The 26345-nt window shown below is 71.0% G+C and carries 27 protein-coding genes; 14 read left to right on the plus strand and 13 right to left on the minus strand.

All coding sequences use genetic code 11. The features are described from left to right. The first annotated feature begins 68 nt into the window (after positions 1-68). Positions 69-749 carry a FadR/GntR family transcriptional regulator gene (locus ACWC5C_RS39100; protein WP_450883620.1) on the plus strand — a complete coding sequence of 227 codons (681 nt, stop codon included), beginning with the start codon at positions 69-71 and terminating at the stop codon, positions 747-749. A gap of 91 nt (positions 750-840) precedes the next feature. Here ACWC5C_RS39100 and ACWC5C_RS39105 read toward each other — a convergent pair whose 3' ends face one another. The 3 genes from ACWC5C_RS39105 to fabG all read right to left on the minus strand — a co-directional run bounded on the left by ACWC5C_RS39105 (position 841) and on the right by fabG (position 2880). Then, positions 841-1176: a hypothetical protein gene (locus ACWC5C_RS39105; protein ID WP_385446540.1), complete on the minus strand. Its 336-nt coding sequence runs from the start codon at positions 1174-1176 to the stop codon at positions 841-843. A gap of 223 nt (positions 1177-1399) precedes the next feature. Then, positions 1400-2170: an enoyl-ACP reductase FabI gene (fabI, locus tag ACWC5C_RS39110; protein ID WP_450883622.1), complete on the minus strand. Its 771-nt coding sequence runs from the start codon at positions 2168-2170 to the stop codon at positions 1400-1402. Positions 2171-2175: 5 nt separating this feature from the next. Further along, complete coding sequence (fabG, locus tag ACWC5C_RS39115) at positions 2176-2880, minus strand: 3-oxoacyl-[acyl-carrier-protein] reductase (protein ID WP_385446538.1); 705 nt, start codon at positions 2878-2880, stop codon at positions 2176-2178. A 246-nt stretch (positions 2881-3126) separates the two neighbouring features. Between fabG and ACWC5C_RS39120 the strand changes: the two genes are divergently transcribed. Next, the gene (locus ACWC5C_RS39120) at positions 3127-4347 is read left to right on the plus strand and encodes an alpha/beta hydrolase family protein (RefSeq protein ID WP_450883625.1); all 1221 of its coding nucleotides are present in this window, start codon (positions 3127-3129) and stop codon (positions 4345-4347) included. On the opposite strand, the gene ACWC5C_RS39125 is transcribed toward ACWC5C_RS39120, so the two are convergent. After that, a complete protein-coding gene (locus ACWC5C_RS39125) occupies positions 4337-4804 on the minus strand; it encodes a nitroreductase/quinone reductase family protein (protein ID WP_450883627.1) in 468 nt (155 codons plus the stop codon). The two genes, ACWC5C_RS39120 and ACWC5C_RS39125, sit on opposite strands and share 11 nt — an antisense overlap. Before the next feature lie 103 nt (positions 4805-4907). Continuing rightward, positions 4908-5981 carry an alkene reductase gene (locus ACWC5C_RS39130; RefSeq protein WP_450883629.1) on the minus strand — a complete coding sequence of 358 codons (1074 nt, stop codon included), beginning with the start codon at positions 5979-5981 and terminating at the stop codon, positions 4908-4910. 234 nt (positions 5982-6215) lie between these two features. Here ACWC5C_RS39130 and ACWC5C_RS39135 point away from each other — a divergent pair, with 234 nt between their 5' ends. Then, the gene (locus tag ACWC5C_RS39135; RefSeq protein ID WP_450883706.1) at positions 6216-6674 is read left to right on the plus strand and encodes a MarR family winged helix-turn-helix transcriptional regulator; all 459 of its coding nucleotides are present in this window, start codon (positions 6216-6218) and stop codon (positions 6672-6674) included. Positions 6675-6978: 304 nt separating this feature from the next. Here the strand turns inward: ACWC5C_RS39135 and ACWC5C_RS39140 are convergent, their stop codons facing one another. Together ACWC5C_RS39140 and ACWC5C_RS39145 are read right to left on the minus strand one after the other, a co-directional pair. Further along, positions 6979-8220 carry a CynX/NimT family MFS transporter gene (locus ACWC5C_RS39140; protein WP_450883631.1) on the minus strand — a complete coding sequence of 414 codons (1242 nt, stop codon included), beginning with the start codon at positions 8218-8220 and terminating at the stop codon, positions 6979-6981. A gap of 7 nt (positions 8221-8227) precedes the next feature. Beyond that, the gene (locus tag ACWC5C_RS39145; protein ID WP_450883633.1) at positions 8228-8401 is read right to left on the minus strand and encodes a hypothetical protein; all 174 of its coding nucleotides are present in this window, start codon (positions 8399-8401) and stop codon (positions 8228-8230) included. Positions 8402-8474: 73 nt separating this feature from the next. On the opposite strand from ACWC5C_RS39145, the gene ACWC5C_RS39150 reads away from it, so the two are divergent. The 4 genes from ACWC5C_RS39150 (at position 8475) to tyrS (ending at position 13976) form a co-directional block, all read left to right on the plus strand. Further along, positions 8475-9413 (plus strand): LysR family transcriptional regulator, encoded by a 939-nt coding sequence (locus tag ACWC5C_RS39150; RefSeq protein ID WP_450883635.1) that lies wholly within the window; start codon positions 8475-8477, stop codon positions 9411-9413. Positions 9414-9523: 110 nt separating this feature from the next. Continuing rightward, on the plus strand, positions 9524-11056 hold the full coding sequence (locus ACWC5C_RS39155) for a TldD/PmbA family protein (protein ID WP_450883708.1): 1533 nt from the start codon (positions 9524-9526) through the stop codon (positions 11054-11056). Beyond that, complete coding sequence (locus ACWC5C_RS39160) at positions 11053-12438, plus strand: metallopeptidase TldD-related protein (RefSeq protein ID WP_450883637.1); 1386 nt, start codon at positions 11053-11055, stop codon at positions 12436-12438. The genes ACWC5C_RS39155 and ACWC5C_RS39160 overlap by 4 nt, the downstream gene beginning before the upstream one ends. A gap of 119 nt (positions 12439-12557) precedes the next feature. Next, complete coding sequence (tyrS, locus tag ACWC5C_RS39165; protein WP_450883639.1) at positions 12558-13976, plus strand: tyrosine--tRNA ligase; 1419 nt, start codon at positions 12558-12560, stop codon at positions 13974-13976. A gap of 90 nt (positions 13977-14066) precedes the next feature. Here the strand turns inward: tyrS and ACWC5C_RS39170 are convergent, their stop codons facing one another. Beyond that, positions 14067-14348 carry a GlsB/YeaQ/YmgE family stress response membrane protein gene (locus ACWC5C_RS39170; protein ID WP_009718963.1) on the minus strand — a complete coding sequence of 94 codons (282 nt, stop codon included), beginning with the start codon at positions 14346-14348 and terminating at the stop codon, positions 14067-14069. Positions 14349-14561: 213 nt separating this feature from the next. Between ACWC5C_RS39170 and ACWC5C_RS39175 the strand changes: the two genes are divergently transcribed. Next, positions 14562-14942, plus strand: coding sequence for a DUF3099 domain-containing protein (locus tag ACWC5C_RS39175; protein WP_450883641.1), 381 nt, complete (start codon positions 14562-14564; stop codon positions 14940-14942). Positions 14943-15179: 237 nt separating this feature from the next. After that, positions 15180-15422: a hypothetical protein gene (locus tag ACWC5C_RS39180; protein ID WP_450883643.1), complete on the plus strand. Its 243-nt coding sequence runs from the start codon at positions 15180-15182 to the stop codon at positions 15420-15422. Here the strand turns inward: ACWC5C_RS39180 and moaA are convergent. From moaA to ACWC5C_RS39195, 3 genes are all read right to left on the minus strand, one after another. Further along, complete coding sequence (gene moaA, locus ACWC5C_RS39185; protein WP_450883645.1) at positions 15405-16394, minus strand: GTP 3',8-cyclase MoaA; 990 nt, start codon at positions 16392-16394, stop codon at positions 15405-15407. The genes ACWC5C_RS39180 and moaA overlap by 18 nt on opposite strands. 102 nt (positions 16395-16496) lie before the next feature. Then, positions 16497-18116: a solute symporter family protein gene (locus tag ACWC5C_RS39190; RefSeq protein ID WP_450883647.1), complete on the minus strand. Its 1620-nt coding sequence runs from the start codon at positions 18114-18116 to the stop codon at positions 16497-16499. Continuing rightward, positions 18113-18469 (minus strand): DUF485 domain-containing protein, encoded by a 357-nt coding sequence (locus ACWC5C_RS39195; protein WP_450883649.1) that lies wholly within the window; start codon positions 18467-18469, stop codon positions 18113-18115. Before ACWC5C_RS39195 ends, ACWC5C_RS39190 begins: the two co-directional genes overlap by 4 nt. A gap of 326 nt (positions 18470-18795) precedes the next feature. On the opposite strand from ACWC5C_RS39195, the gene ACWC5C_RS39200 reads away from it, so the two are divergent. Next, positions 18796-20340 carry a S8 family peptidase gene (locus tag ACWC5C_RS39200; protein ID WP_450883651.1) on the plus strand — a complete coding sequence of 515 codons (1545 nt, stop codon included), beginning with the start codon at positions 18796-18798 and terminating at the stop codon, positions 20338-20340. Between the two features lie 226 nt (positions 20341-20566). On the opposite strand, the gene ACWC5C_RS39205 is transcribed toward ACWC5C_RS39200, so the two are convergent. Both ACWC5C_RS39205 and ACWC5C_RS39210 read right to left on the minus strand, forming a co-directional pair. After that, on the minus strand, positions 20567-21232 hold the full coding sequence (locus tag ACWC5C_RS39205) for a lysoplasmalogenase (protein WP_450883653.1): 666 nt from the start codon (positions 21230-21232) through the stop codon (positions 20567-20569). Continuing rightward, complete coding sequence (locus tag ACWC5C_RS39210; RefSeq protein WP_450883655.1) at positions 21229-22137, minus strand: sterol desaturase family protein; 909 nt, start codon at positions 22135-22137, stop codon at positions 21229-21231. Before ACWC5C_RS39210 ends, ACWC5C_RS39205 begins: the two co-directional genes overlap by 4 nt. Before the next feature lie 152 nt (positions 22138-22289). On the opposite strand from ACWC5C_RS39210, the gene ACWC5C_RS39215 reads away from it, so the two are divergent. The 4 genes from ACWC5C_RS39215 (at position 22290) to ACWC5C_RS39230 (ending at position 26342) form a co-directional block, all read left to right on the plus strand. After that, complete coding sequence (locus tag ACWC5C_RS39215) at positions 22290-23285, plus strand: DEDDh family exonuclease (protein WP_450883657.1); 996 nt, start codon at positions 22290-22292, stop codon at positions 23283-23285. 64 nt (positions 23286-23349) lie between these two features. Further along, positions 23350-23583 carry a hypothetical protein gene (locus ACWC5C_RS39220; protein WP_385446508.1) on the plus strand — a complete coding sequence of 78 codons (234 nt, stop codon included), beginning with the start codon at positions 23350-23352 and terminating at the stop codon, positions 23581-23583. Positions 23584-23672: 89 nt separating this feature from the next. Continuing rightward, a complete protein-coding gene (locus ACWC5C_RS39225; protein ID WP_450883659.1) occupies positions 23673-24530 on the plus strand; it encodes an SURF1 family cytochrome oxidase biogenesis protein in 858 nt (285 codons plus the stop codon). Positions 24531-24560: 30 nt separating this feature from the next. After that, positions 24561-26342 carry a glycoside hydrolase family 15 protein gene (locus tag ACWC5C_RS39230; protein ID WP_450883661.1) on the plus strand — a complete coding sequence of 594 codons (1782 nt, stop codon included), beginning with the start codon at positions 24561-24563 and terminating at the stop codon, positions 26340-26342. Positions 26343-26345: the final 3 nt, after the last annotated feature.

Below are 26345 nucleotides of genomic sequence, written 5' to 3' on the forward strand. Positions count from 1 at the left end.
AACGGGACGGCATCATGGAACGACCCGTTGCAGAACGCAGCCCCAGCAGTCCCAGGCACAGGAGAGTCATGCCGCTGACGTCGCCCCAGCGCTCCGCCCTCGCCGATCAGGTGATCTCCCAGCTGCGCGCCCAGATCACCTCGGGCGACTGGCCGGTGGGCTCGCGCATCCCCACCGAGCCCGAGCTGGTCGAACAGCTCGGGGTGGCGCGCAACACGGTACGCGAGGCGGTGCGCGCGCTGGCGCACAACGGCCTGCTGGACATCCGCCAGGGCTCCGGTACGTACGTCCTCGCGACCAGCGAGCTGGCCGGGGTGATGCACCGCCGCTTCGCGAGCGCCGAACCGCGGCACGTGGCCGAGCTGCGCAGCGCCCTGGAGACGAAGGCCGCGCAGCTGGCCGCGGAGCGCCGTACCGAGCAGGACGTCAAGCAGATCGACGCGCAGCTGGACCGGCGCGAGCGGGCCTGGGAGTCCGGCGACGCGGACGCGTTCGTGGAGGCGGACGCGACGCTGCACATGGCGATCGTCGCCGCCGCCCACAACGACGTACTGGCGGCGCTCTACGCGGACCTGGGGTCGGTCGTACGGGACTTCCTGCGCGCCGATGTGGCGGGCGGCCTGAGCCCCGAGGCGTACGTGGACCACGCGCGGCTGGTGGAGGCCATCCGGGAGCGGGACGGGGAGCGGGCGGCGGCCGAGGCGAGCACCCATCCGTTCGCCTGCCGCCTCGCGCCGGACGGCGACTGAACTCGTACGCGCGGGCCGCTCAGCGGGCGTACGCGCAGGCCGCTCGACTCTCGTACGCACAGGGCTCCCAGCTCTCGTACGCGCGGGCCGCTCAGCGACGGTGGCTCACCCACGCCTTGCGGATCTCCTTCCAGCAGCGCTCGCCCAGCTCCACGTGTTGCGCCGGGCCCACCTCCACTCGGCGGCTGTCCATGTCCGGGTCCCACCAGCGGGCGCATTCGACGTGCAGCTGGACCCGGTCGGCGCCCGGGTTGGGGTTGAAGCAGCTGGCGGTGGCGTGCGAGCCGCGCACCGAGGTGGCGCAGGCGGCCTCGCGCGGCCGGGGGCGTTCCTGCGCGACGGACGCGACGGAGCCGGAGGCGGCGAGTACGCACCCGACCGCGGCGGCGAACAGCGAGGCGGCCGCGAAGCGCCGGGGCGTACGCATGGCAGGACCTCCTCGGCCGGGCTGTCGTGCCTCGTCGTGTCGTGCCTTGTCGTGCCGGTGTCGTGTGGTGTGGTCCCTCCACCCTGCGCGCCGCGCCATCCACGCGCCCGCCCGCTCTTCCGAACGGGTGAACGCCGCCATGCTCACCGGCATACGAACGGCCGCCGTCCCCTCCCCGCTCGCGCGCGGGACGGGACGGCGGCCGTATCGACGAATCCGGGACTCAGGCGCCCATCATGTGCACGCCACCGTCGACGTGCACGATCTCGCCGGTGGTGCGCGGGAACCAGTCGGACAGCAGGGCGACGACACCGCGCCCGGCGGGCTCCGGGTCGGCCAGGTCCCAGCCGATCGGGGCCCGGTGGTTCCACACGTCCGCCAGCTCCTCGAAGCCCGGGATGGACTTCGCGGCCATGGACTTGATGGGCCCGGCCGAGACCAGGTTGCAGCGCACGTTCTTCTCGCCCAGGTCGCGGGCGAGGTAGCGGCTGGTCGACTCCAGGGCGGCCTTGGCCACGCCCATCCAGTCGTACTTCGGCCACGCGAACTGGGCGTCGAAGGTCAGACCCACGATGGAGCCGCCGCGCGGCATGACCGGCAGACAGGCCATGGTGAGCGCCTTCAGCGAGTACGCCGAGACGTGCACGGCGGTGCCGACGTCCTCCCAGCTGCCCTCCAGGAAGTTGAACGCGCCCTGCGGACCGAAGGCGATGGAGTGCACGACCCCGTCGAGGTCGACGCCCTCGCCCAGGTGCTCGCGCACCTTGTCGGCGAGCCCGTCGAGGTGCTCCTGGTTCTGCACGTCCAGCTCGATGACCGGCGCGGGCTTGGGCAGCCGCTTGGCGATCCGCTCGACGAGCGAGAGCCGGCCGAAGCCGGTCAGGATGACCTCGGCGCCCTCCTCCTGGGCGAGCTTCGCGGCGTGGAAGGCGATCGAGGACTCGGTGAGGACGCCCGTGACGAGGATGCGCTTACCGGCGAGAATTCCACTCATGACGTTCAGTGACCCATGCCCAATCCGCCGTCGACAGGGATGACGGCTCCAGTGATGTACGCGGCCTCGTCGGAGGCCAGGAAGCGGACCGAGGCGGCGATCTCCTCGGGCTGCGCGTAGCGCGCGAGCGGCACCTGCTTGACGATGCCGTCGCGCTGCTCGTCGCTGAGCGCGCGCGTCATGTCGGTGTCGACGAAACCGGGCGCGACCACGTTGACGGTGATGTTCCGCGAGCCCAGCTCACGGGCGAGCGACCGGGCGAAGCCCACCAGGCCCGCCTTGGACGCGGCGTAGTTCGCCTGCCCTGCGGAGCCCATGAGCCCGACCACCGACGAGATCAGCACCACGCGCCCCTTACGGGCCCGGAGCATGCCCCGGTTGGCCCGCTTGACCATACGGAACGTACCGGTGAGGTTGGTGTCGAGGACGGCGGAGAAGTCCTCCTCCGACATCCGCATCAGCAGCTGGTCACGGGTGACCCCGGCGTTGGCCACCAGCACCTCGACCGTGCCGTGCTTCTCCTCGATCTCCTTGTACGCCTGCTCGACCTGCTCGGGCTCGGTGATGTCGCACTTCACCGCGAGGAAGCCGGCCGGCGGCTCACCGGACCGATAGGTGATGGCGACCTTGTCGCCTGCGTCGGCGAAGGCCCGGGCGATGGCGAGGCCGATGCCGCGGTTGCCTCCGGTGACGAGAACCGAGCGGCTCAAGGGACCACCCTCTCTTGTAGAAGTCATGCCGGTCGCCCACGCCGTGTGTACGGGTGCCGACCCTTGCACTAACGAAAACTATCGGGCCCGGGGCGGCTCCGGAGAATCGAGCACGCACAGGGGCGCCAGCCGGTCCCTGTCGACTTCCTACAGAAGCGCTTGGTAGAAACCCCCAGGGGAATGCCGGGGTCGGCTCCTCCTGCCGCCGGATGTCGCGGCGCGGGGCGCGGAGCCAGATTGGCCCCCATGCGCATCAATAGAGTTTTAGCCACCGCGGCGGGCCTCGCCCTCGCCCTCACCGCCGGTACGGTCGCCACCGCCGCCCCCGCGCCTTCCGCGGCCCATGAGGCCGTCCGGTTCGAGCTGCCCGAGCCGACCGGCAGGCATCCGGTCGGGAGTACGGAGCTGCATCTCGTCGACCGCGACCGGCCCGACCCCTGGGTCGCCGGGCGGGACCGGGAGCTGATGGTCAGCGTCTGGTATCCGGCGCGCTCGGCGCACGGGTATCCGCGCCAGCCGTATCTGCGGCCCGGTGCCGCGCGCTACCTGGACGAGTCGGGCTCGTACGGTCTGGCGCGCCCCGGCGAGGTGGACTGGGCCGGGATCCGTACGGACGCGGGCGCGGGAGCCCCGGCCGACAGCCGTGGCAAACGGCCGGTCCTGCTGTACTCACCGGGCGGGGGCAGCCTCCGCGCGCTGGGCACCTCGACGGCCATGGAGCTGGCGAGCCGTGGCTATGTGGTGGTCACCATGGATCACACCTATGAGACCTATCCGGTGGAGTTCCCGGACGGCCGGGTCGAGCTGGAGAAGGAGGCGGGCACCCCCGGGCGGACCAAGAAGGCGATCGACACCCGGGTACGCGACACCCGCTTCGTCCTCGACCAGCTCGCCGCCCTGCGGGACGGCCGCAACCCGGACGCCGAGGGGCGCCCTCTGCCGCGCGGTCTGGGCAGGGCGCTCGACCTGGAGCGCATCGGCATGTACGGCCATTCGGCCGGAGGGCTGACCGCTGCGGAGACCATGCGCGTGGACCGCCGTATCGACGCGGGGATCAACATGGACGGCACGCTTCAGTACAGCGCGACCGAATTCCTCCCGGTGGCCCTGGAAGGGCTGAACCGCCCGTTCATGCTCATGGGCAAGGCCAATCAGACGCATCTCAACAAGCCGTCCTGGCGGTCGTTCTGGGACCGCTCGACCGGCTGGAAGCACGATCTGAGCCTGGAGCGGGGCAGCCACTTCAGCTACACCGACGCCCAGTCGTTCGTGCCCGCCCTGGACGAGACCCTGGACATCCCCGCGCACCTCCGTGAGCAGTACGTCGGCACCGTGGACCCGGGGCGCAGCGTCGCCGCCCAGCGCGCGTACGTCGGGGCGTTCTTCGACCAGCATCTGCGGGGTCGGCCACAGGACCTGTTGAACGGCCCCTCCCCAGCCCACCCCGAGGTGCACTTCATCCAGTGAGTCTCGGGGTGAGGCGGATGACGGGGAGTTCGCGGTCGGTCTTCTGCTGGTATTGGGCGAAGCGTGCCGACGCATGGACGATCTCGCTCCAGGCGCGTTCGCGTTCGTCGGCGTGGAGTTGTTCGGCGGCGACGGGCACGGTCCGGCCGGTGAGGGTGATGGACGCCTTGTCGGGGTGGGCGGCGAGGTTGTAGTACCAGGCGGGGTTCTTCGCGGCTCCGTTGGCCGAGGCCACGATCAGCCAGCTGCCGTCTTCGCCGGGGAACCAGCACACCGGGGACTTGCGGGGCTCGCCGCTCTTCTTGCCGACCGTGGTCAGTACGAGGGCGTCCAGACCGCCGAGCATCTTCCCGCCGCCCTTGCGGACGATCTGGCGCATGGTCACCTTGTTCAGCCAGCGAACCGCGGCTCCGGGCTGTCGTGCGCCGTACGTTCCGGGTCGGGTCGTGAAGCTCATGTCGTGTCTCCTTGTCCGAGCAGCTATAGGACTGAGCGGCTGAGGGGCTGAGCACAGGGTGCGGGTGCCCGTCGCGGCGGGCACCCGCACCGTGGCGGTCGGGTCAGCCGAGGGCGGGGTAGTCGGTGTAGCCGCGGTGGTCGCCGCCGAAGGAGGTGGCGCGGTCCGGGGTGTTGAAGGGGCCACCGGCGGCGAGGCGGGCGGGCAGGTCGGGGTTGGCGAGGAAGAGCGCCCCGTAGGCGATCAGGTCGGCGGCGCCGTCCTCAATGAGTGCCAGCTCGTCGGGGCCGGTGGGATCCGTACCGGTGGAGGGGTTGAGGACGAAGGTGCTCGGCCATGCCTTGCGCAGCCGCACGGTCAGGTCGCGGATCTCGGAGGCCTCCATCTGGTGGAGGTAGGCCAGGCCGAGCGGGGCGAGCGCGTCGACAAGGGCGGTGTACGTGACCTCCACGTCCTCCCGGTCGCTCTCGTCGATGTCGTTGAAGGGGTTGCCGGGCGAGATCCGGAAGCCGACCTTGTCCCCGCCGATGGCCTCGGCAACGGCCTTCGCGGTCTCGACGGCGAAGCGGATCCGCCGCTCGGGGCTGCCGCCCCAGGCGTCGGTGCGCTGGTTGGAGTTGGGCGCGAGGAACTGGTGGATCAGGTAGCCGTTGGCGCCGTGCAGCTCCACGCCGTCGAAGCCCGCCTCGATGGCGTTGCGCGCGGCGGCGGCGAAGTCGGCGATGGTTTCGGCGATTTCGGTGTCGGTCAGCTCGTGCGGGGTGACGAAGTCCTTCGGACCGTCGTGCGTATAGACCTGCCCCTTGGCCGTGACCGGGGAGGCACCGACCGGTGTGAGGCCCATCAGACTCGGGTGACCGACCCGGCCGGTGTGCATGAGCTGCAGGAAGATCCTGCCGCCCTCGGCGTGCACGGCGTCGGTGACCGTGCGCCAGGCCGCGATCTGCTCGGCGGAGTGGATGCCGGGGGTATCCGGGTAGCCCTGCCCGATCGCCGACGGCTGCGTGCCCTCGGTGACGATCAGCCCGGCGCTCGCCCGCTGCGCGTAGTAGGTCGCCATCAGGCCGGTGGGGCTCTGCCCGGGCCCGTAGGCACGGCTGCGGGTCATGGGCGCCATCACGACGCGGCTGGACAGGCGGATGCCGCCGAGGTCGTAGGGGGCGAAGGCCGTGGTCATGGTCGGGCTCCTGTGCGGGTTCGGTGACGTGACACCAGACGATGCCATTACTTGTCCGAACAGGTAAATCCCCCAACCCCATTCCCCAAACCGAGTGATCCGCGTCACGGAGGCGGGCGATAGAATCCCCCTGCCCAGGCAAATAATCACCGCGAGGGGGTTGTGAAGGACGTGCCGAAGGATCCCGGCCCCATCCCGTGCGAGGACTCCGCCGCGGACATGGCCCGCCCGCCGATGCCGCCCTCGATCCGGGCCGGGGCCATGAACCACGCGATCTTCCGCGTGGCCCGCCTGCACCGGATGCTCGCCGGTCAACTCCTGCGCCGCGTGGGCCTGCACCCCGGTCAGGAACTCGTCATGATGCAGCTCTGGGACCTCGGCCCGCAGCGCCAGACCGACCTCGTACGCCTGCTCGGCTCGGACGCGGCCACCATGACCCGCACGATCAAGCGACTGGAACACGCGGGCTTCGTCCGCCGCCGCCCCAGCGAAGCCGACAGGCGCGCCACCATCATCGAACCCACCGCCGCGAGCCTCGCCCTGCGCAAGGAAGTCGAGCAGATCTGGGCAGAACTAGAAGAGAACACCACCTGCGGCCTGGACGAGGAAGAACAACACACCCTGATCCACGCCCTGACCCGCATCGAGGACAACCTCACCCAAGCCGCCGAACGCCAACCGCCCCTGGCGTAGGCGGCCCTCCCTACGGGCCACCGGTTGAAGTTCCGCACGAGCTGGCGGCGCGCCTTGTGGGGTACGGGATCCGCTGCTCGCGCAGGTGGCAAAGGTGGTCCCCGCCGATGGCGGGGGTGGTTCGGCGTCGGTCTCGATTCCGGCGAGGAGGCGACGGCTCGATGACGTCGTAGGTCTGCGCTCGCTGTGACAAGCCCAGTGGCGCCCCGGTGGTTGTTGCGGTCGGGCACGACACGAGCGCCGGGGCGGGGCGTGCGGCGACGGCTCGCGTTTGGCCACGGCGTGGCCCGTGGTCGGTTCGGGGTCAGTGTGAACGGTCTGCTTCGGTGGGCCGGGCGGAGGTGTCCGCACGAGCGGTGGGGTGCGCGGGGGTGGTCGGGCTTACGGTGCCGGGGCGGGCGGCCAGGAGGCCGCATAGCAGCTCGGGGATTACCAGCAGGAGCAGCAGGGCTATCGACGGCTTCCAGCCGCCGGTCGCGCTGTGCAGGACGCCGAAGGTCAGGGGGCCGGTCGCGGCGAGGAGGTAGCCGCCGGACTGGGCCATGCCCGAGAGGCGGGCCGTGATCGCGGCGGTGGGTGAGCGCAGGTTGAGGAGGGTGAGGGCGATCGGGAACGCGCTGCCGGTGGCGACGCCGAAGATCGCGACCCAGACCCATCCGGCCTGCGGAGCCAGGAGCAGGCCGCCGAGGCCGATCGCCATCAGGGCGACGACCCCGAGGACGAGCGGGCGTTGGTCGCGCAGGCGGGCGGCGATCACTGGTACGAGGAAGCCGAGGGGGATGCCGATGATGATGACGACCGCGTTCATCATCCCGGCGGTGGCGGCCGAGAACCCGTGGTCGCGCATGATCTGGGGAAGCCACGCCGTCAGCGTGTAGAACATCAGCGACGTCATGCCCATGAAGACCGTGATGGACCACGCGAGGGGCGAGCGCAGCAGGGAGCCCTGCTCCGCGTGGGCGGGCGGAGGTTCGGGGGGCCGCTTTCGTCCGTGGAGGGCGAGGGGGCACCACACCAGGGCCGCGATCAGGGACGGGGCCGCCCAGACGGCCAGGGCGAGCCGCCAGCCGCCCAGGTCGCCGAGGGGGACGGCGAGGCCCGCCGCGGCGGCGCCGCTGACCGACATCAGCATCATCGCCAGGCCGGTGAGGGGGCCCACGCGGTGGGGGAACGCGCGCTTGATGACCGCGGGCACCAGCACGTTGCCGGTGGCTATCCCGGCTCCGGCCAGCACGGTGCCGGTGAACAGCGCCGCCTCGGCGGGGGCCACGCGCAGCAGCAGGCCGGTGGTGATCACCAGGAGCGCCGCGGTGATCGCCGCCTCGGTGCCGATGCGGCGCGCGAGCGCGGGGGTGAGGGCGGAGAAGACGCCCAGGCACAGCTCCGGCAGGGTGGCGAGGACGCCCGCCTCGACGCCGGAGAGCCCGAACCGGTCCTGGAGTTCGCCCAGGACCGGGGGGACGCCGGTGATGGCCGCACGCAGGTTGAGGGTCAGCAGTACCAGGCCTATGAGGGACCAGACCGCGGTAAGGCGAGGGGAGGGCATCTTGGCGCTAGCGGCCGCAGCGCGGGCACTGGCGGTCGTGGCCGCCCGCCGCGAGCCCCTTGCCTCGGGCGCCGTACGGGATCAGGGCCATCTGCAGCCGCCCGCAGCCGCAGCGGGTCCAGACCACGACGCCCTCGCTGGTGGTGTGCCGGGAAACGATGGTGTGCGTGTTGGTGCGCATAACAGCAGGATGAGCCCGGACGACCGTTGCGGTCCATTGCACGTTTTGCGGGTGGTGTGTGCAAGATAGTTGCATGATTGACCTGCGTCGGCTTCACATGCTCCGCATGGTGCACCAGCAGGGCACGGTCACCGCGGCCGCCGAGGCCCTGCACCTCACCCCGTCGGCGGTCTCTCACCACATGCGCGAACTCGCGCGCGAGCTGAGGGTTCCGCTCCTGGAGCCGCAGGGCCGCGGCGTGCGGCTGACCCCGGCCGCGCTGCTGCTCATCGGTCACGCCGACGCGCTGCTGGCCCGGTGGGAGGAGGCGCAGGCGGAGCTGGAGTCCTATCGGGCGGGCATGACCGGGCCGCTGCGCATCGCGGGCTTCACCACCGCGATCAGCGGTCTGGTCGCCCCCGCGGCCGGGCGGCTGCGGCGCAGCCATCCCGACCTCCTGGTGCGGGTGCACGAGTGCGACACCGTGGAGAGCATGGATCTGCTGGTGGCGGGCGAGGTGGATATCGCGGTCGTGGAGCCCATCGAGGGCGGGCCGCAGCCGGATGACGCGCGGGTCGAGCAGAGCCCCCTGCTGGAGGAGCCGTATCTCCTGCTGGTGCCCGCCGACCACCCGCTGGCGCGGGCCGGTTCGGTACGCCTGGAGGACGCGGCGGCCGAGGACTGGATCGTCGCCAACCCGGGCACCTGCGACCACGCCCAGCGGGTGCGGGTGCTGTGCGCGGCGGCCGGGTTCTCGCCGCGGATCGTGCACGCCGCCACGCAGTGGCCTGCCGTCTGGTCGCTGGTCGGGAACGGGCTGGGCGTCTCGCTGATCCCGCGACTGGCCGAGGGCCCGGCGGGCCAGGCGGTGGTGCGGGTTCCGGTGGCGAGCGAGAACATGCCGACGCGGCGGATCCTCACCTGCCTGCGCCGGGGCAGCCGTCAGAGCCCGCTCATCGACCTCGGGATGCGGACGCTGGAAGAGGCGGCGCGCGACCACCAGGGCATGGGCGATTGGCCCCGGTCCGCCTGACGGCTCGCCGGGCGCGCGCCGGTGGGTCATGCGAGGGACGCCCCCGGTGTCGTAGCGGCGTGATTCACTTCCCACGGATACTCACCGACGAGACCGACGAAGGGGTCGCCGTGGTGCACGAGATCGATCCGTCCTTCCTCGCGCTGCCGCTGCACGCGCTCGCCGACGCGGCGCTCGCGCGGGCCCGGGCGTTGGGGGCCGAGCATGCGGACTTCCGGTTCGAACGGGTGCGGAGCGCCTCGTGGCGGCTGCGGGACGCGCGGGTCGCGGGGTCGTCCGACATCACGGACCTCGGGTACGCGGTGCGGGTGGTGCACGGGGGCAGTTGGGGGTTCGCGTCAGGGGTCGACTTGTCGATGGACGCGGCGGCGCGGGTGGCCTCGCAGGCGGTGGCGATGGCGAAGCTGTCGGCCAAGGTGATCGAGGCGGCGGGGTCCGATGAGCGGGTGGAGCTGGCCGCGGAGCCGGTGCATGCCGAGAAGACGTGGGTGTCGTCGTACGAGATCGATCCGTTCGGCGTGCCGGACGCGGACAAGACCGGGCTGCTGGCCGAGTGGAGCGGGCGGCTGCTGGCGGCGGACGGGGTGGCGCACGCGGACGCGTCGCTGCTGACCGTCCATGAGAACAAGTTCTACGCGGATACGGCGGGCACCACGACCACCCAGCAGCGGGTGCGGCTGCATCCGCAGCTGACCGCGGTGGCGGTGGACCCGGTGAGCGGGGAGTTCGACTCGATGCGGACCCTGGCCCCGCCGGTCGGGCGGGGCTGGGAGTACCTCACCGAAACCGGCACCACCGGCTGGGACTGGGACGCGGAGCTGGCCGAGCTGCCCGTCCTGCTGGCCGAGAAGATGGCGGCGCCGCCGGTCGAGGCGGGCGCGTACGACCTGGTGATCGATCCGTCCAACCTCTGGCTGACGATCCATGAGTCGATCGGGCACGCGACCGAGTTGGATCGCGCGCTGGGGTACGAGGCGGCGTACGCGGGGACGTCGTTCGCGACCTTCGACCAGCTGGGCAGCCTGCGCTACGGCTCGGAGATCATGAACGTCACCGGTGACCGGACCGCCGAGCACGGCCTGGCCACCATCGGGTACGACGACGAGGGCGTGGCCGCGCAGTCCTGGGACCTGGTGAAGGACGGCAGGCTGGTGGGGTATCAGCTGGACCGCAGGATCGCCCGGCTGACCGGTCTCGGCCGCTCGAACGGGTGCGCTTACGCCGATTCGCCGGGCCATGTGCCGGTGCAGCGGATGGCCAATGTTTCGTTGCGGCCCGACCCCGAGGGGCCTTCGACCGAGGCGCTGATCGGGGACGTCGAGAACGGGCTCTATCTGGTCGGCGACCGCTCATGGTCGATCGATATGCAGCGCTACAACTTCCAGTTCACGGCGCAGCGGGCGTACCGGATTCGGAACGGGGTGCTCGCCGGGCAGGTGCGGGACTTCGCCTACCAGGCGAGCACCACCGATTTCTGGGGCTCGATGTCGGCCGTCGGCGGCCCGCAGACGTACGTCCTGGGCGGCGCCTTCAACTGCGGCAAGGCCCAGCCCGGCCAGGTCGCGTCCGTATCGCACGGCTGCCCGTCCGCGCTCTTCCGCGGCGTCAACATCCTCAACACCACCCAGGAGGCGGGAGCATGAGCGTGAAGCCGCACGAGATCGTGGAGCGCACCCTGGAGCTGTCCCGCGCGGACGGCTGTGTGGTGATCGCGAACGAGACGTCGACCGCCAACCTGCGCTGGGCGGGCAACGCGCTGACCACCAACGGCGTCACCCGCGGCCGCACCCTGACCGTGGTGGCCACCGTGGACGGCGCGGAGGGCACCGCCTCCGGGGTGGTGTCCCGGTCGGCCGTGACCGCCGAGGATCTGGAGCCGCTGGTACGGGCCGCCGAGGCGGCCGCGCGGGACGCGGGACCGGCCGAGGACGCCCAGCCGCTGGTCGGCGATACGAACGTCTCCCCCGGCTTCACCGACTCCCCCGCCGAGACGTCCTCGGAGGTGTTCGCGGCGTTCGCCCCGGCGCTCGGCGAGGCGTTCGCCGCCGCCCGCGCGGGCGGCCGGGAGCTGTACGGGTTCGCCAGCCATGAGGTGATCTCCAGCTATCTGGGCACCTCCAGCGGGCTGCGGCTGCGCCATGACCAGCCGAGCGGCACGCTGGAGCTGAACGCCAAGTCGCCGGACATGACGCGCTCGGCCTGGGCCGGGCGGGCGACCCGCGACTTCCGGGACGTCGACCCGGCCGCGATCGACGCCGAGCTGGCCCAGCGGCTGCGCTGGGCCGAGCGGAAGGTCGAGCTTCCGGCGGGCCGCTACGAGACGCTGCTGCCCCCGACCGCCGTCGCCGACCTGCTGATCTACCAGCTGTGGTCCGCCTCCGCCCGGGACGCGGCCGAGGGCCGTACGGTCTTCAGCAAGCCGGGCGGCGGCACCCGGGTCGGCGACACCCTGTCCGAGCTGCCGCTGACGCTGCGCAGCGACCCGCACGCGCCGGGCCTTGAGGCGGCGCCGTTCGTGATCGCGCACTCCTCCGGGGACGACGCGTCGGTGTTCGACAACGGGCTGCCGCTGCCCGCGACCGACTGGATCCGGGACGGAGTGCTGAAGCACCTGGTCACCACCCGGCACTCGGCGGAGCTGACCGGGCTGCCGCTGGCCCCGGGGATCGACAACCTGATCCTGGACGCGGGCGGCACCCGCACGCTGGAGGAGATGGTCGCCTCGACCGAGCGGGGCCTGCTGCTGACCTGCCTCTGGTACATCCGCGAGGTCGACCCGGCCACCCTGCTGCTGACCGGGCTCACCCGGGACGGGGTGTATCTGGTGGAGGGCGGCGAGGTCGTCGGCGAGGTGAACAACTTCCGCTTCAACGAGTCGCCGGTGAGCCTGCTGTCCCGCGCCACCGAGGCGGGGCGCACCGAGCCGACCCTGCCGCGCGAGTGGGGCGACTACTTCACCCGTGCCGCGATGCCCGCGCTGCGCGTCCCGGACTTCAACATGAGTTCGGTCAGCAAGGGGGTGTGAGAGCGGCCGCACTCACAGGGTGTGAGTCCGGCCGGACGATAGTGCGTCCGGCGGCGGGAGACCGGCGAATAGACTGGTCCCCGCCCATCCGTCCGCTCCCCACTCTCACCAGGAACCCCATGACACGCCTCGGCGCATCCGTCGCCCGCGCCCGCGAGCTGCTCGACCAGGACCTCTCCTCCGACAAGACCGTCGAGCAACTGCTCGCCGAGACGTCCGCCCGGCGCTCCCTCGATCTGAGCGATCTGTCGGCCCAGGAGCAGGCCGAGCTGATCGCCTCCCGTACGGTCGAGGTCCTGCCGGGGGTCAAGGAGCTGGCCGAGCGGATCGAGGAGCGGCGGGCCGCGGGCAAGGGCCTCGCGATCAAGCTGGGCATCGACCCGACGGCCGCCGATGTGCACCTCGGCCACACCGTGCCGATGATCGTCCTCAACCGCTTCCAGCGGATGGGCCACGATGTCACCCTGCTGATCGGTGACTTCACGGCCAAGATCGGCGACCCGTCGGGGCGTACGGCCGAGCGCCCGCCGCTCACCGACGACGACATCGCCCGGAATCTCGCGGGCTACCAGCGGCAGGTCAAGCCGTTCTTCGACTTCGAGAAGGTCAACTTCCGGCAGAACAGCGAGTGGCTGTCGCCGTACACCTTCCCGGAGCTGCTGGGGCTGCTCGCCCAGGTGCCGGTGTCGCAGCTGCTGCAGCGCGAGGACTTCCGCAACCGGCTGGCGGCGGGGTCCGGGCTGACCATGTCCGAGCTGCTGTACCCGATCGCGCAGGGCCTGGACTCGGTGGCGCTGGAGAGCGACGTGGAGCTGGGCGGCGCCGATCAGCTGCTCAATCTGCAGATGGGCCGCAAGCTGATGGAGCTGCGCGGCCAGCAGCCGCAGCTGGTCGTCACCATGCCGCTGATCGAGGGCACGGACGGCACGGGCGCGAAGATGTCCAAGTCCAAGGGCAACTACGTGGCGCTCAGCGCGACCTCCGAGGATGTCTTCGGCAAGATCATGTCGATCCCGGACCGGCTGATGAAGCCGTACCTGGAGGCGTGGACGGAGTGGACGGACGCGGAGATCGCGGCCGCGACCACCCGGCTGGAGACCAAGTCGCTGCACCCGATGGACCTCAAGAAGGTGCTGGCGGGCGAGGTCGTGGCGGCGCTGTACGGCGTCGAGGCGGCGATGGCGGCGCGCGCGGGCTTCATCGCGCAGTTCTCCAAGAAGAGCTTCACCGACGTCGGGACGCTGCCGGTGGTCGACGCCGCGGAGCACGGCGGCGAGACCATCGCGACCGTGCTGAGCAAGGTCCTGGAGTTCCAGCCGAGCGCGTCGGCGGCCCGCCGGGTCGCCAAGCAGAACGGTCTGCGGCTGGTCGTCGAGGCCGAGGAGGGCCAGAAGGCCATCGTCCTCACCGAGGCCCAGGCGGTGCGCCCGCTGGCCGAGGTGGTCGCGGAGGTGCTGGCGGACGCCGGGCTCACCGCGCCCTCCGGCGGGGTCTACCTCAAGGCCGGGCGGAAGATCGCCCAGCTCCAGGGCGTGTGACCCTCTCCAGGGCGTGTGACCCGGGCGATCAGCCCGTGAGGCCGGAGCGGCGGCCGGTGCGCTTCCACCATGCGCGCCGACCGCCGCGGCTCAGGCCCGCTCTCTCCTGCCGCCGTGGCGGATCGTCTGCCACAGCGGGGTGCCGAGGGCGACGATCACGATGGCCCCGGCCAGCTGCAGCAGATGCCGGATCCAGTCGAATCCGCCGGTGTGCCTGACCCCGATCCACCCGGCCACCGCGTTGCCGACGATGGCCCCGAGGATGCCGTAAATGCAGGTCAGCCACAGCGGAATGTCTTGCTTGCCCGGCAGGATCGCTCTGGCGATCACACCGAGAATGATTCCTACGACGATCGCCCACAGCCAGTTCATGTCGCCTCCTGACGCGGCGGGGGACACGCGTTTCCTCCCAGTGTTCGACCGTTTTCGCTACGGCGCATGTCGAAGCGTCCCGTACGCGCCTTGCCGTACCGGGCTCGCCACCCGTCGGGGTGCCCCGGCCTCGAACCGTACGGGGGCGCGGCGTAACGTTGGGTACGTATCGGAGCGGGGGGTACCTGCTCGGGGACCAGGTGGTGGAACGTGATGCGGAAGCACAGCGAGGCCGAGGTCTTCCGGATCACCGGGGCCCGCCAGGGGCTGGCCGATGATGTGCGCGGACGGCAGCGGCGCTATGTGATCTCGATGTCGGTGCGGACGGTGGCGGTCGTGCTCGCGGCCGTGCTGTGGAACGTCGAACGCCATGTGGCCATCGTCGCCCTGGTGCTGGGGGTGCTCCTGCCGTACGTCGCGGTCGTGATCGCGAACGCGGGCCGGGAGAACGTCACTTCGCTTCCCACGACCTACATCCCGACTCCCTTGCGGCCGATGCTCGGTCCCGGTCGGGACGAGGATGCGGCGGCGGCGGAACCCGGTCCGGAAGATGCCGCACATACCAGCGAGGATGGACGCGGCGGGCCCGGCTGACCTGCCGCGTTGCCGCAAGCTCAGGAAAAGCTCAGATCAATCATGCTGTTCCGGTGCACCTCGCCCTATCCCTCGTGACATACTTCGTACGCGCTCCGCATCCCCCGTCGGAGCGACAGACCGACGCCGGGCGGCTCCCCCCGTGGCTGCCCGGCGTCGTCATGTCCACGGTCATGTCCCGGTCGTCATGTCCCCGCCGCTTTCTGTAGAGACGACGGTGTCCGTAGCATCTGCGGTGTGAACATCCTCAACGCCGCCTCCGAGACCGAGACCGACACCCCGATCTGCTCCGCCAAGGGCTGCCGCGCCGACGCCGTCTGGGTGCTGGCCTGGAACAACCCCAAGCTGCACACCCCGGAGCGGCGGAAGACCTGGCTGGCGTGCGAGGAGCACCGCGAGCACCTGTCGGAGTTCCTGGGCATGCGCGGTTTCCTCAAGGACGTCGTGACGCTGGAAGAATGGTCAGCCACCGATCGCTGACATCGGGCGGTCCGGCTGCAGGAACGACGGGTCGTCCAGCCCGGATCCCGCCTTCTTCCCCCACATCGCCACCCGCCACAGCCGGGCGATCTCCTCGTCCGGTGCGCCGGAGCGCAGCGCGCCCCGCAGATCGGACTCCTCGCGCGCGAACAGGCAGGTCCGCACCTGGCCGTCGGCGGTGAGCCGGGTGCGGTCGCAGGCGCGGCAGAACGGGCGGGTGACGGAGGCGATGACGCCGACCCGGGCCGGGCCGCCGTCGACCAGCCAGCGCTCGGCGGGGGCGGAGCCACGCTCGTCGTCGCCCTCGGCGGTGAGGGTGAAGCGGGTGCGCAGGCTCTCCAGGATGTCCCCGGCGGTGATCATGCCCTCGCGCTGCCAGCCGTGCTGGGCGTCGAGTGGCATCTGCTCGATGAAGCGCAGCTCATAGGCGTTGTCCACGGCCCAGGCGAGCAGATCGGGGGCCTCGTCGTCGTTGAGTCCGGGCATCAGCACGGCGTTGACCTTGACCGGGGTGAGCCCGGCGTCGTGCGCGGCGGCGAGGCCGCGCAGCACATCGCCGTGGCGCTTGCGCCGGGTCATGGTCTGGAAGACGTCGGGCCGCAGGGTGTCCAGCGAGACGTTGACCCGGTCGAGACCGGCGTCGCGCAGGGCCACGGCCGTGCGCTCCAGGCCGATGCCGTTGGTGGTCAGGGACATCTCGGGGCGCGGGGTGAGCGCGGCGCAGCGCTCGACGATGGAGACGAGCCCGGGGCGCAGCAGCGGCTCACCGCCGGTGAAGCGGACCTCGGTGACGCCCAGCTCGGTGACGGCGATCCGGATCAGCCGGACGATCTCGTCGTCGGTGAGCAGATCCGGCTTGGCAAGCCATTGAAGCCCCTCTTCCGGCATGCAGTAGGTACACCGCAGGTTGCACCTGTCGGTCAAGGAGACACGCAGGTCGGTGGCGGTCCGACCATAGGTGTCGGTCAGCATGTCGGCGGCCCCTCACGGTTCGCTTGCGTGCGCTGAGGTCAATTGTCCCGCAGCGTACGTGAAAGCGGTGACATCGAGGGGCCGCCGGGGGTGCGGAGGGCTTCAGTGGGCGCCGTGTCCGGTGAGCGAGCGGACCTCCAGTTCGGCGTATTTGCCCTTGTCCGGCTCCTCCTTGGAGACGAGAGTGCCCAGCCAGCCGAGCAGGAAGCCCAGCGGGATGGAGATCAGGCCGGGGTTCTCCAGCGGGAACCAGTGGAAGTCGACGTCCGGGAACATCGAGGTCGGCTTGCCGGAGACGACGGGCGAGAAGAGCACCAGGAAGACGGAGGAGATGAGTCCGCCGTAGATCGACCAGAGGGCGCCCTGGGTGGTGAAACGCTTCCAGAACAGGCTGTACAGGATGGTCGGCAGGTTGGCGGAGGCCGCGACCGCGAAGGCGAGGGCGACGAGTCCGGCCACGTTGAGATCGCGGGCGAAGACGCCGAGGACGACGGCGACGGTACCGATGCCGACGGTGGCCCAGCGGGCGGCCCGGATCTCCTCCTTCTGCGTCGCCTGGCCCTTGCGGATCACGTTGGCGTACAGGTCGTGGGCGAAGGACGACGAGGAGGCGAGGGTGAGCCCGGCGACGACGGCGAGGATGGTGGCGAACGCCACCGCGGAGATCACCGCGAGCAGGATCGCGCCGCCGGTGGAGGACGCGCCGCCACCGATCTCCTCGGCGAGCAGGGGCGCCGCGGTGTTGCCGGACTTGTTGGACTTGATGATCGTGTCCCGGTCCAGCAGGGCCGCCGCGCCGAAGCCGAGCGCGATCGTCATCAGGTAGAAGCCGCCGATGATGCCGATCGCCCAGTTGACCGACTTACGGGCGGCCTGGGCGGTGGGCACGGTGTAGAAGCGGATGAGGATGTGCGGCAGTCCGGCGGTGCCGAGGACCAGCGCGATGCCGAGCGAGAGGAAGTCGAGCTTGGAGGTGGCGTTGATGCCGTACTTGAGCCCCGGCTCCAGGAACGAGCTGCCCATGCCGCTGTTCTTGGCGGCCTCGCCCAGCAGCGCCGAGACGTTGAAGTCGAACTTGAGCAGCACCAGGAAGGTGATCAGCAGCGTGCCCGCGATGAGCAGGACGGCCTTGACCATCTGCACCCAGGTGGTGCCCTTCATGCCGCCGATGGTGACGTAGAGCATCATCACCACGCCGACCAGCACCACGATGAGGATCTTCCCGGCCTCGCTGGTGATGCCCAGCAGCAGCGAGACGAGGACGCCCGCGCCCGCCATCTGGGCCAGCAGGTAGAAGATCGACACGACGATGGTGGAGACGCCCGCGGCGGTGCGCACCGGGCGCTGGCGCATCCGGTAGGCGAGCACGTCGCCCATCGTGTAGCGGCCGGAGTTGCGCAGCGGTTCTGCGACCAGGAGCAGGGCGACCAGCCAGGCGACGAGGAAGCCGATGGAGTACAGGAAGCCGTCGTACCCGGAGAGCGCGATGGCCCCGGCGATGCCGAGGAAGGACGCGGCGGACATGTAGTCGCCGGAGATCGCGAGCCCGTTCTGGAAGCCGGTGAACTGTCTGCCACCGGCGTAGAAGTCGTTGGCGTCCTTGGTCTGGCGGCCCGCCCAGATGGTGATGGCCAGGGTCGCCACGACGAAGACCGAGAAGAGCGTGATGATCAGCGGCCGGTTGTCCGAAGCGCTCTCGGCCGCGAGCAGGTACGTGCTCATGCGCTGTCCCCCAGACGGGCCTTGATGGCCTCCGCGCGCGGATCGAGCTTGGCGGCGGCGTGCCGGGAGTACCACCAGGCGATCAGGAAGGTGGTCAGGAACTGGGCGAGGCCGAACACCAGCGCGACGTTGATGTTGCCGACGACCTTGGTGCCCATGAAGCCGCCCGCGTAGTTGGACAGCAGGACGTAGAGCAGGTACCAGCTGACGAACGCTATGGTCAGCGGGAAGGCGAACGAGCGGTGTGCGGAGCGCAGTTCGCCGAACTCGGGGCTCGCCTGCACCTCGTCGTACGGGGGGCGTTGGTGCTGCCGCTGATCGTCGGGACGATCGCTGGCCGGTGCGGTATCCACGGTCTCTCCTGGTGAGTGGGTCCGACGGGACGTACGGCGGTGCGAGGGTGATCCGGATCACGCATCGTAAAGGCGGTAGCGAAGTCTGCGACAGGGTCTGGTGGTTGAAAGACGGAGAGAGATTCGCTGATGCGTTTGGATCCGGGCGCTGTGGCGGGTTTTCTTCCGGAATGTATTGATACTCGGTGATGATCAGCGATAGCTTCGCTCGTCATGTACCCGCCCACGCGCATCCGCGCTGCGGCGGTCGCTACGGATGAGGTGGAGACCCCATGGCTCAGCTGAGATCGGATGCTCCCAGACCCGGGACGAGTTCCACTGTGCGAATGAAGTCTTCCGGATCGCGGGGGCTGACGCCGCGAGCCGTCGCCATACCCGCCGCCCTGGCGCTCACCGGCGCGCTGGCGTTCCTGCCGACCTCGGCGGGCGCCACCGGGCAGGACAGCCCGGCCCCCGCCGCCCGGGCCGCGACCGCCGACGGCCCGTCGCTCAGCTACGTCGTCAACGTCCGCCCGGGCCACCGCGACAGCTCGCGGGTCGAGAAGGCCATCAAGCGGGCCGGCGGCACGGTGGTCATCTCGTACGACCGGATCGGCGTCATCGTCGCCCACTCGGCCAACCCGGACTTCGCCAAGACGCTCCGTACGGTCCGTGGCGTCGCCTCCGCCGGTGCCACCCGCACCGCGCCGCTGCCCGCGCAGTCCACCGGCGACATCGGCACCCCGAAGCTGCTCAGCGAGAAGGAGCGCAAGGCGGTCGCGGCCAGCGCCAAGGCCGGTCAGGACCCGCTGGAGCCGCTGCAGTGGGACCTGCCCGCCATCAAGGCGGACAAGGCCCATGAGAAGACCCTCGGCAGCCGCAAGGTGACCGTCGCGGTCATCGACACCGGCGTGGACGACACCCACCCCGACCTCGCGCCCAACTTCGACCGCAAGGCCTCGGCCAACTGTGTGTCCGGCAAGGCGGACACCACCGAGGGGTCCTGGCGGCCGAGCGCGGAGGAGAGCCCGCACGGTACGCATGTCGCGGGTGAGATCGCCGCCGCGAAGAACGGCATCGGCGTCACCGGGGTCGCCCCGGGCGTCAAGGTGTCCGGCATCAAGGTGTCCACGACCGCCGGGTGGTTCTACACCGAGGCCGTCGTCTGCGGCTTCATGTGGGCCGCCGAGCGCGGTGTCGACGTCACCAACAACAGCTATTACACCGACCCGTGGTACTTCAACTGCACCGGTGACCCGGACCAGAAGGCCCTGGTCGAGGCGGTGCGCCGGGCCTCGTCGTACGCCGAGCGCAAGGGCGTGGTCAACGTCGCGGCGGCGGGCAACGAGAACTATGACCTGACCTCCGACTCGATCACCGACACCTCCAGCCCGAACGACACCACCCCCGTCGAGCGGGTCGTGGACCCCAGCACCTGTCTGGACATCCCGACCCAGCTGCCGGGCGTGGTCACCACCGCCTCGACCGGCGCCAAGGGGCTGAAGTCCTCGTTCTCCAACCACGGGCTCGGGATCATCGACGTCGCGGCCCCCGGCGGCGACAGCACGGTCTACCAGAAGCCCGCGCCCCCGGCCCAGGACGGCCGGATCTACAACACCCTGCCGGGCGGCAAGTACGGCTACATGGCGGGCACCTCGATGGCCTCCCCGCACGCGGCGGGCGTCGCGGCGCTCATCAAGAGCACCCACCCGCGGGCCTCCGCCGCCATGGTGAAGGCCCTCCTGAAGGGCGAGGCCGACGACACCGCCTGCCCGATGTCGTACGACCTCGACGGCGACGGCAAGATCGACGCGGTGTGCGAGGGCGGCAAGAACTACAACGGCTTCTACGGGGCCGGAATCGTGGACGCCCTGGACGCGGTCAAGAAGTAACCCGCTGACAGGATGTACGGGCCGCCGGGCAGCGCTTCCACCCGGCGGCCCGTCAGGCGCTGGAGCTGTGGCCCGCCTGGTGCGTGACCTGGCCGGAGCTGCGGCACGAGGGCGACGCGGACCACTACCGGGCGCGGGCGGACGAGAAGGTCGCCGGGCTGACCGACAAGCAGCTGGCCGCCCGGAAGGCCGGGAAGCCGCCGCCGCCCGGCCCGGATCGTCCGGCTCAGGCGGCTGCCGGAAGCGGCCTGAGCGGCGCTTCACGGGCGGTCTGGCGCAGCAGTCCGGTGGTCAGCAGGGACTGGGCGGCGATATACGTGGCCATGATCCAGAACTGGGGTGCGGGGAGCTGCGGCCAGTCCGCGAGACCGGCCGCGATCAGGCCGTCGGACAGCAGGAACAGCGCCCCGCCGAGCCCGGCCCACACCCCCGCCCGCAGCGCGCCCAGCGCCATGGCCGTCAGCAGCAGGCTGTACGCGGCGACCGGCACGCGCAGCCCGGGGTCGAGGCCGGGCCACAGCGCGGCCGTACTGCCGAGCCACACCGCCCCGTAACCACACGCCACCCAGGGCACCGTACGGCGCCGCCCGGACCGTGCGAACAGGGTGAGGTAGCAGAGGTGCCCGGCCGCGAAGCAGCCCATTCCGGCCAGGAAGGCGGTCTCGCCGCCGAGTTGCAGCAGTACGTCCCCGCCGCAGCCGCACAGCAGGGCGGCGACCAGCGGGCGGGGCGCGCCGCGCAGGGCCGCGTACACCGCGAGGACCGGCATCAGGGCGGGCTTCGTCAGCTGGACGAGCGTGGTGGCGTCCGCGAGCAGCGCGCCCAGATGCGTGGCGGCCAGCAGCGCGAAGAGCCCGTAGAAGAGCCCGCCCAGGGCGCGCGGCGCGCTCATACGGCGCGCTCCGGCGCCCGCTCCGGCGCGTGAGGCGCGCCGGGGGCGCCAGGCGCATCGGGAGCGTCGGGCGGTGGCGCGGGCGCCCAGCCCGGGCCGCCGAAGACCCGCCCGGCGCGCTCCCGCCAGTCGCGGGCGGCCGCGATGTCCCGGGCGATGGCCGCGTACTCATGGGTGGCCACGCGCAGCGGGTTGTAGGTGTCGATGTTCTTGGTGAGCCCGAAGACCGGGGCTTCCGTCTCGGGGACGAACGACCGGAAGAGCCGGTCCCAGACGATGAGGATCCCGCCGAAGTTGCGGTCCAGATAGCCCCCTTGGGAGGCGTGGTGGACACGGTGGTGCGACGGGGTGTTGAAGACGAACTCGATCGGGCGCGGCAGGGTGCCGATCCGCTCGGTGTGGATCCAGAACTGATAGACGAGGTTCACCGACGAGCAGAACGCGACCGCCGCCGGATGCACACCGAGCGCGATCATCGGTACGTAGAACGGCCACACCGTCCAGGTGGTCCACGGCTGTCGCAGCGCGGTGGTGAAGTTGAACTTGCGGCTGGAGTGGTGCACCACATGACAGGCCCACAGGATGCGGATCACATGGTGCCCACGGTGCGACCAGTAGTAGAAGAAGTCCTGCGCGAGCAGCATCAGCGGCAGCGTCCACCACTCCACCGGGACGCGCAGCGGGGTGAGTTCGTACACAGCGGAGTAGACCGCCACGATCGGGATCTTCCACACCAGGTCGAAGACGAGGCTGCCGAGCCCCATGGTGACGCTGGTCGCGGCGTCCTTGGCCGCGTATCCCTCGGCGTCCTCATCGGGGCGCAGGCGGTAACTCACCATCTCCACGACGGTGAGCAGCACGAAAGCGGGTATCGACCACAGCACGGCGTTGGGCAAATGCGGCATACCGGCAACATAGAACCGCTTTCGCCCTACCGCCAGAGGTAGTTACCAACAAGTATGCTAGACGTGTTGTCAACAACGAGCCGCGATCGGAACGCTGACGGCACGTACCCGGCGGTCCGCGGTGTCCGAGCGGGCCCGTATCCTCATGGACCATGCTCGAAGACCCCACGGCTGCCGCACCGCGAACCGCGTCAACACCCTCGTGGCCGGAGGCCTATCCGCAGGGGTACGCGGTGGTCGACGTCGAGACCACCGGTCTCGCCCGCGACGACCGGATCGTCTCCGCGGCGGTCTACCAGCTCGACGCCCGGGGCGACGTGCAGGACCGCTGGTACACGCTGGTCAACCCGCAGCGCGATCCGGGACCCGTATGGATCCACGGCCTCACCCGGGAGACGCTGAAGGACGCGCCGCTCTTCCCGGACATCGCCGCCGCGTTCGCAGAGCGCCTCGCCGGGCGCGTCCTGGTCGCGCACAACGCAGCCTTCGACTGGTCGATGATCGCCCGCGAGTACGCCCGCTCGAAGACCGAGGCACCGGTGCGTCAGCGGCTGTGCACCATCGCCCTCTCCAAGGAGCTGGGGCTGCCGCTGGCCAACCACAAGCTGGAGACCCTGGCCGCGCACTACGGGGTCGTCCAGGAGCGGGCCCACCACGCGCTGGACGACGCGCGCGTGCTCGCCGAGACGTTCCGGCCGAGCCTGCGGCGGGCCGCCGAGGCCGGGCTGCGGCTGCCCCTGCTGGCCTGTCAGCCGCTCACCGAATGGTCGGACCCGCCGTCCCGTTCGGTCGGCCCGCAGCGCTCGTACCGGCAGCAGAGCTGGCGCCCCAGCCGTAAGCGCCCCGCCTGCCCCTACCCCAACCCGGGGCGCTATCAGCCGGGCGGGCTGCTGACCCAGGGCATGCGGGTGGCGTTCTCCGGGGACACCTCGGTCGACCGGGAGCTGCTGGAGGACCGGGCCGTCGAGGCCGGGCTGCACGTGGCGACCAGCGTGTCCCGGCTCACCAGCCTGCTGGTCACCAACGATCCGGACGCGGCCACCTCCAAGACCGCCAAGGCCCGCTCCTTCGGCACGCCCATCGTCGACGAGGCCGCCTTCACCCAGCTCCTCCTGGACGTCACCCCGGCCGAGCCGACAATCAGGTGAAATACGCGCGGCGCGCCCGCCGCGCCGCGCGCTCGGCACCGTCCGGGCCCGCACGCTGTGGCGCATGGCACGCTGTGAGGTCTGCGGAAACGACTACACCATGACGTTCGAGGTGCACGCCCAAGGGCAGGTGCACGTCTTCGACTGCTTCTCCTGCGCCATCCACCGCATGGCGCCCATCTGCGAGCACTGCCGGTGCCAGATCATCGGCCAGGGGGTGGAGGTGGACGGCCATTACTACTGCGGCGCCCACTGCTCCCGCGCGGAGGGGAAGGAGGGCATCGTCGACCACGTATGAGCCACGTATGAGCCCGGGCCGGATGCGTGGATTGTCGTCCGGTGCCCCCCATGGCCGGGGGACAATCCACGCCGAGTACTGTCAAGGACGTGTACCGCTTCCTGTTGACCCGACAGTGGGTGATCCTCACCCTGATCGGGCTCGCGCTGATCCCCACCATGATCAGGCTGGGCTTCTGGCAGCTGCACCGCCACGAGGCCAAGGTCGCGCAGAACCAGCTGATCGGGAACAACCTCGGCGCCCCCGCCGTGCCGGTCGACCAGCTCACCGCCCCCGGCCGGACCGTCCCCCGCGACGACACCTTCCGCACGGTGACCGCCACCGGGACGTACGACACGGCCCATGAGGTCGTCGTCCGCCAGCGCACCGGCTCCGACGAGCAGAGCATCGGCTACTTCGTCCTCACCCCGCTGATCGAGGGCAAGCGGGCCGTCCTCGTCAACCGGGGCTGGATCCCCGCCGGGGCCGACCTCACCAAGTTCCCCGAGATCCCGGCCGCCCCCCGGGGCAAGGTCACCGTCACCGGCCGCCTCAAGGCCGACGAGACCAGCTCGGGCAGCGGCATCAAGGACAAGTCGGGGCTGCCGCCGCGCCAGGTCATGCTGATCAACAGCGAGCAGCAGGCCAAGGCGCTCGGGCGGCCCCTCCAGGGCGGCTACATCGAGCTGACCTCGTCCTCCCCCAAGGGCGGCAAGCAGCCCGACCCGGTGCCGGAGCCGGAGCACGACGACATCGGCCCGCATATGGCGTACGCCGTCCAGTGGTGGCTGTTCACCGCCGGGGTGCCCGTCGGCTGGTTCGTCCTGGCCCGCCGGGAGCGGCGCGACCGGGCGGCCGAGGCCGCCAAGGCCTCCGAGGCCACCGAGGCCGCCTCCGAGACGGCCGAGAGCGCCGAGAGCGCCGAGCAGGAGCCCCGGAAGGCCCCCGCGGCCGCCAATGCGGAGTAGCCTTCCCGCTCTCCGGGAAGATGCTCCGACGTGCCACAGGACATCGACGACTACGCGCTCATCGGGGACCACCAGACGGCGGCCCTGGTCAGCCGCGAGGGCTCGGTCGACTGGCTGTGCCTGCCCCGCTTCGACTCCGCCGCCTGCTTCGCCGCCCTCCTCGGCGACGAGGACAACGGCCACTGGCGGCTCGCCCCCAAGGGCGCCGGTGCCTGCACCCGCCGCGCCTACCTGGACGACTCGCTCGTCCTGGAGACCGTCTGGGAGACCGGCTCCGGCACCGTGAAAGTCATCGACTTCATGCCGCAGCGCGACCGCGCACCCGACCTGATCCGCATCGTCGAGGGCGTCTCCGGCAGCGTCGAGATGGCGGGCGTCCTGCGGCTGCGCTTCGACTACGGGCACGTCATCCCCTGGATGCGGCGCACCGACGGCCACCGCATCGCCGTCGCCGGGCCCGACTCCGTATGGCTGCGCTCCGAGCCCGAGGTGCTCACCTACGGCAAGGACTTCAGCACCCGCTCCGAGTTCACCGTCTCCGCCGGTGAGCGGGTCGCCTTCGTCCTCACCTGGCACCCCTCCCACGAGCCCCGGCCGCGCCTCGTGGACCCGTACGAGGCCCTGCGCTCCAGCCTGCACGACTGGCGCGCCTGGGCCGCCCGCTGCCGCTACCAGGGCCCCTACCGGGACGCCGTCGTACGCTCCCTCATCACCCTCAAGGCGCTCACGTACGCGCCCACCGGCGGCATCGTCGCCGCCCCCACCACCTCGCTGCCCGAACAGCTCGGCGGGGTGCGCAACTGGGACTACCGCTACTGCTGGCTGCGGGACTCCACGCTCACCCTGAACGCCCTCCTCTCCGCCGGATACCGCGAGGAGGCCGCCCACTGGCGCGACTGGCTGCTCCGCGCGATCGCCGGGGACCCCGCCGAACTCCAGATCATGTACGGGCTCGGCGGCGAGCGGCGCCTCCCCGAGCAGGAGCTGCCCTGGCTGGAGGGGTACGGCCACTCCGTCCCCGTACGCGTCGGCAACGACGCCGTGGGCCAGCGCCAGCTCGACGTCTACGGCGAAGTCCTCGACACCTTCCACCTCGCCCGCACCCACGGCATGGCGCCGCAGCCGCACGCCTGGAAGATCCAGAGCGCCCTCATGGACTTCCTCGAATCCGCCTGGCAGGACCCCGACGAGGGCCTGTGGGAGGTGCGCGGGCCGCGCCGTCACTTCGTCCACTCCAAGGTCATGGCCTGGGTCGCCGCCGACCGCGCCGTCCGCACCACCGAGGCCCACCCCGAGCTGGACGGCGACGCCGACCGGTGGCGGGCCATGCGGGAGGCGGTCCACCGCGAGGTCTGCGAGAAGGGCTACGACGCCTCCCGCGACACCTTCACCCAGTCCTACGGGTCCACCGCGCTCGACGCCGCCACCCTGCTCATCCCCCGCGTCGGTTTCCTGCCGCCCGACGATCCGCGCGTCGTCGGCACCATCGACGCGGTGCGCAGGGAGCTGAGCCACGACGGGGTGATCCGCCGGTACTCCACCGACGAGACCGCCGATGGGCTCCCCGGGTCCGAGGGGGCCTTCCTGGCCTGTTCGTTTTGGCTCGCCGATGCTCTCCATCTCGCCGGGCGTCGTGGGGAGGCTGCTGCCTTGTTCGACCGGCTGCTGTCCCTGCGCAACGACGTCGGGCTGCTCGCCGAGGAGTACGACCCTGTCGCCGACCGGCTGCTCGGCAACTTCCCGCAGGCTTTCAGCCACATCGGGTTGGTGGGGACCGCCCTCACGCTTTCGGATGAGGCCCAGGCAGACTGAACC

The organism is Streptomyces sp. NPDC001700, assembly GCF_053596435.1.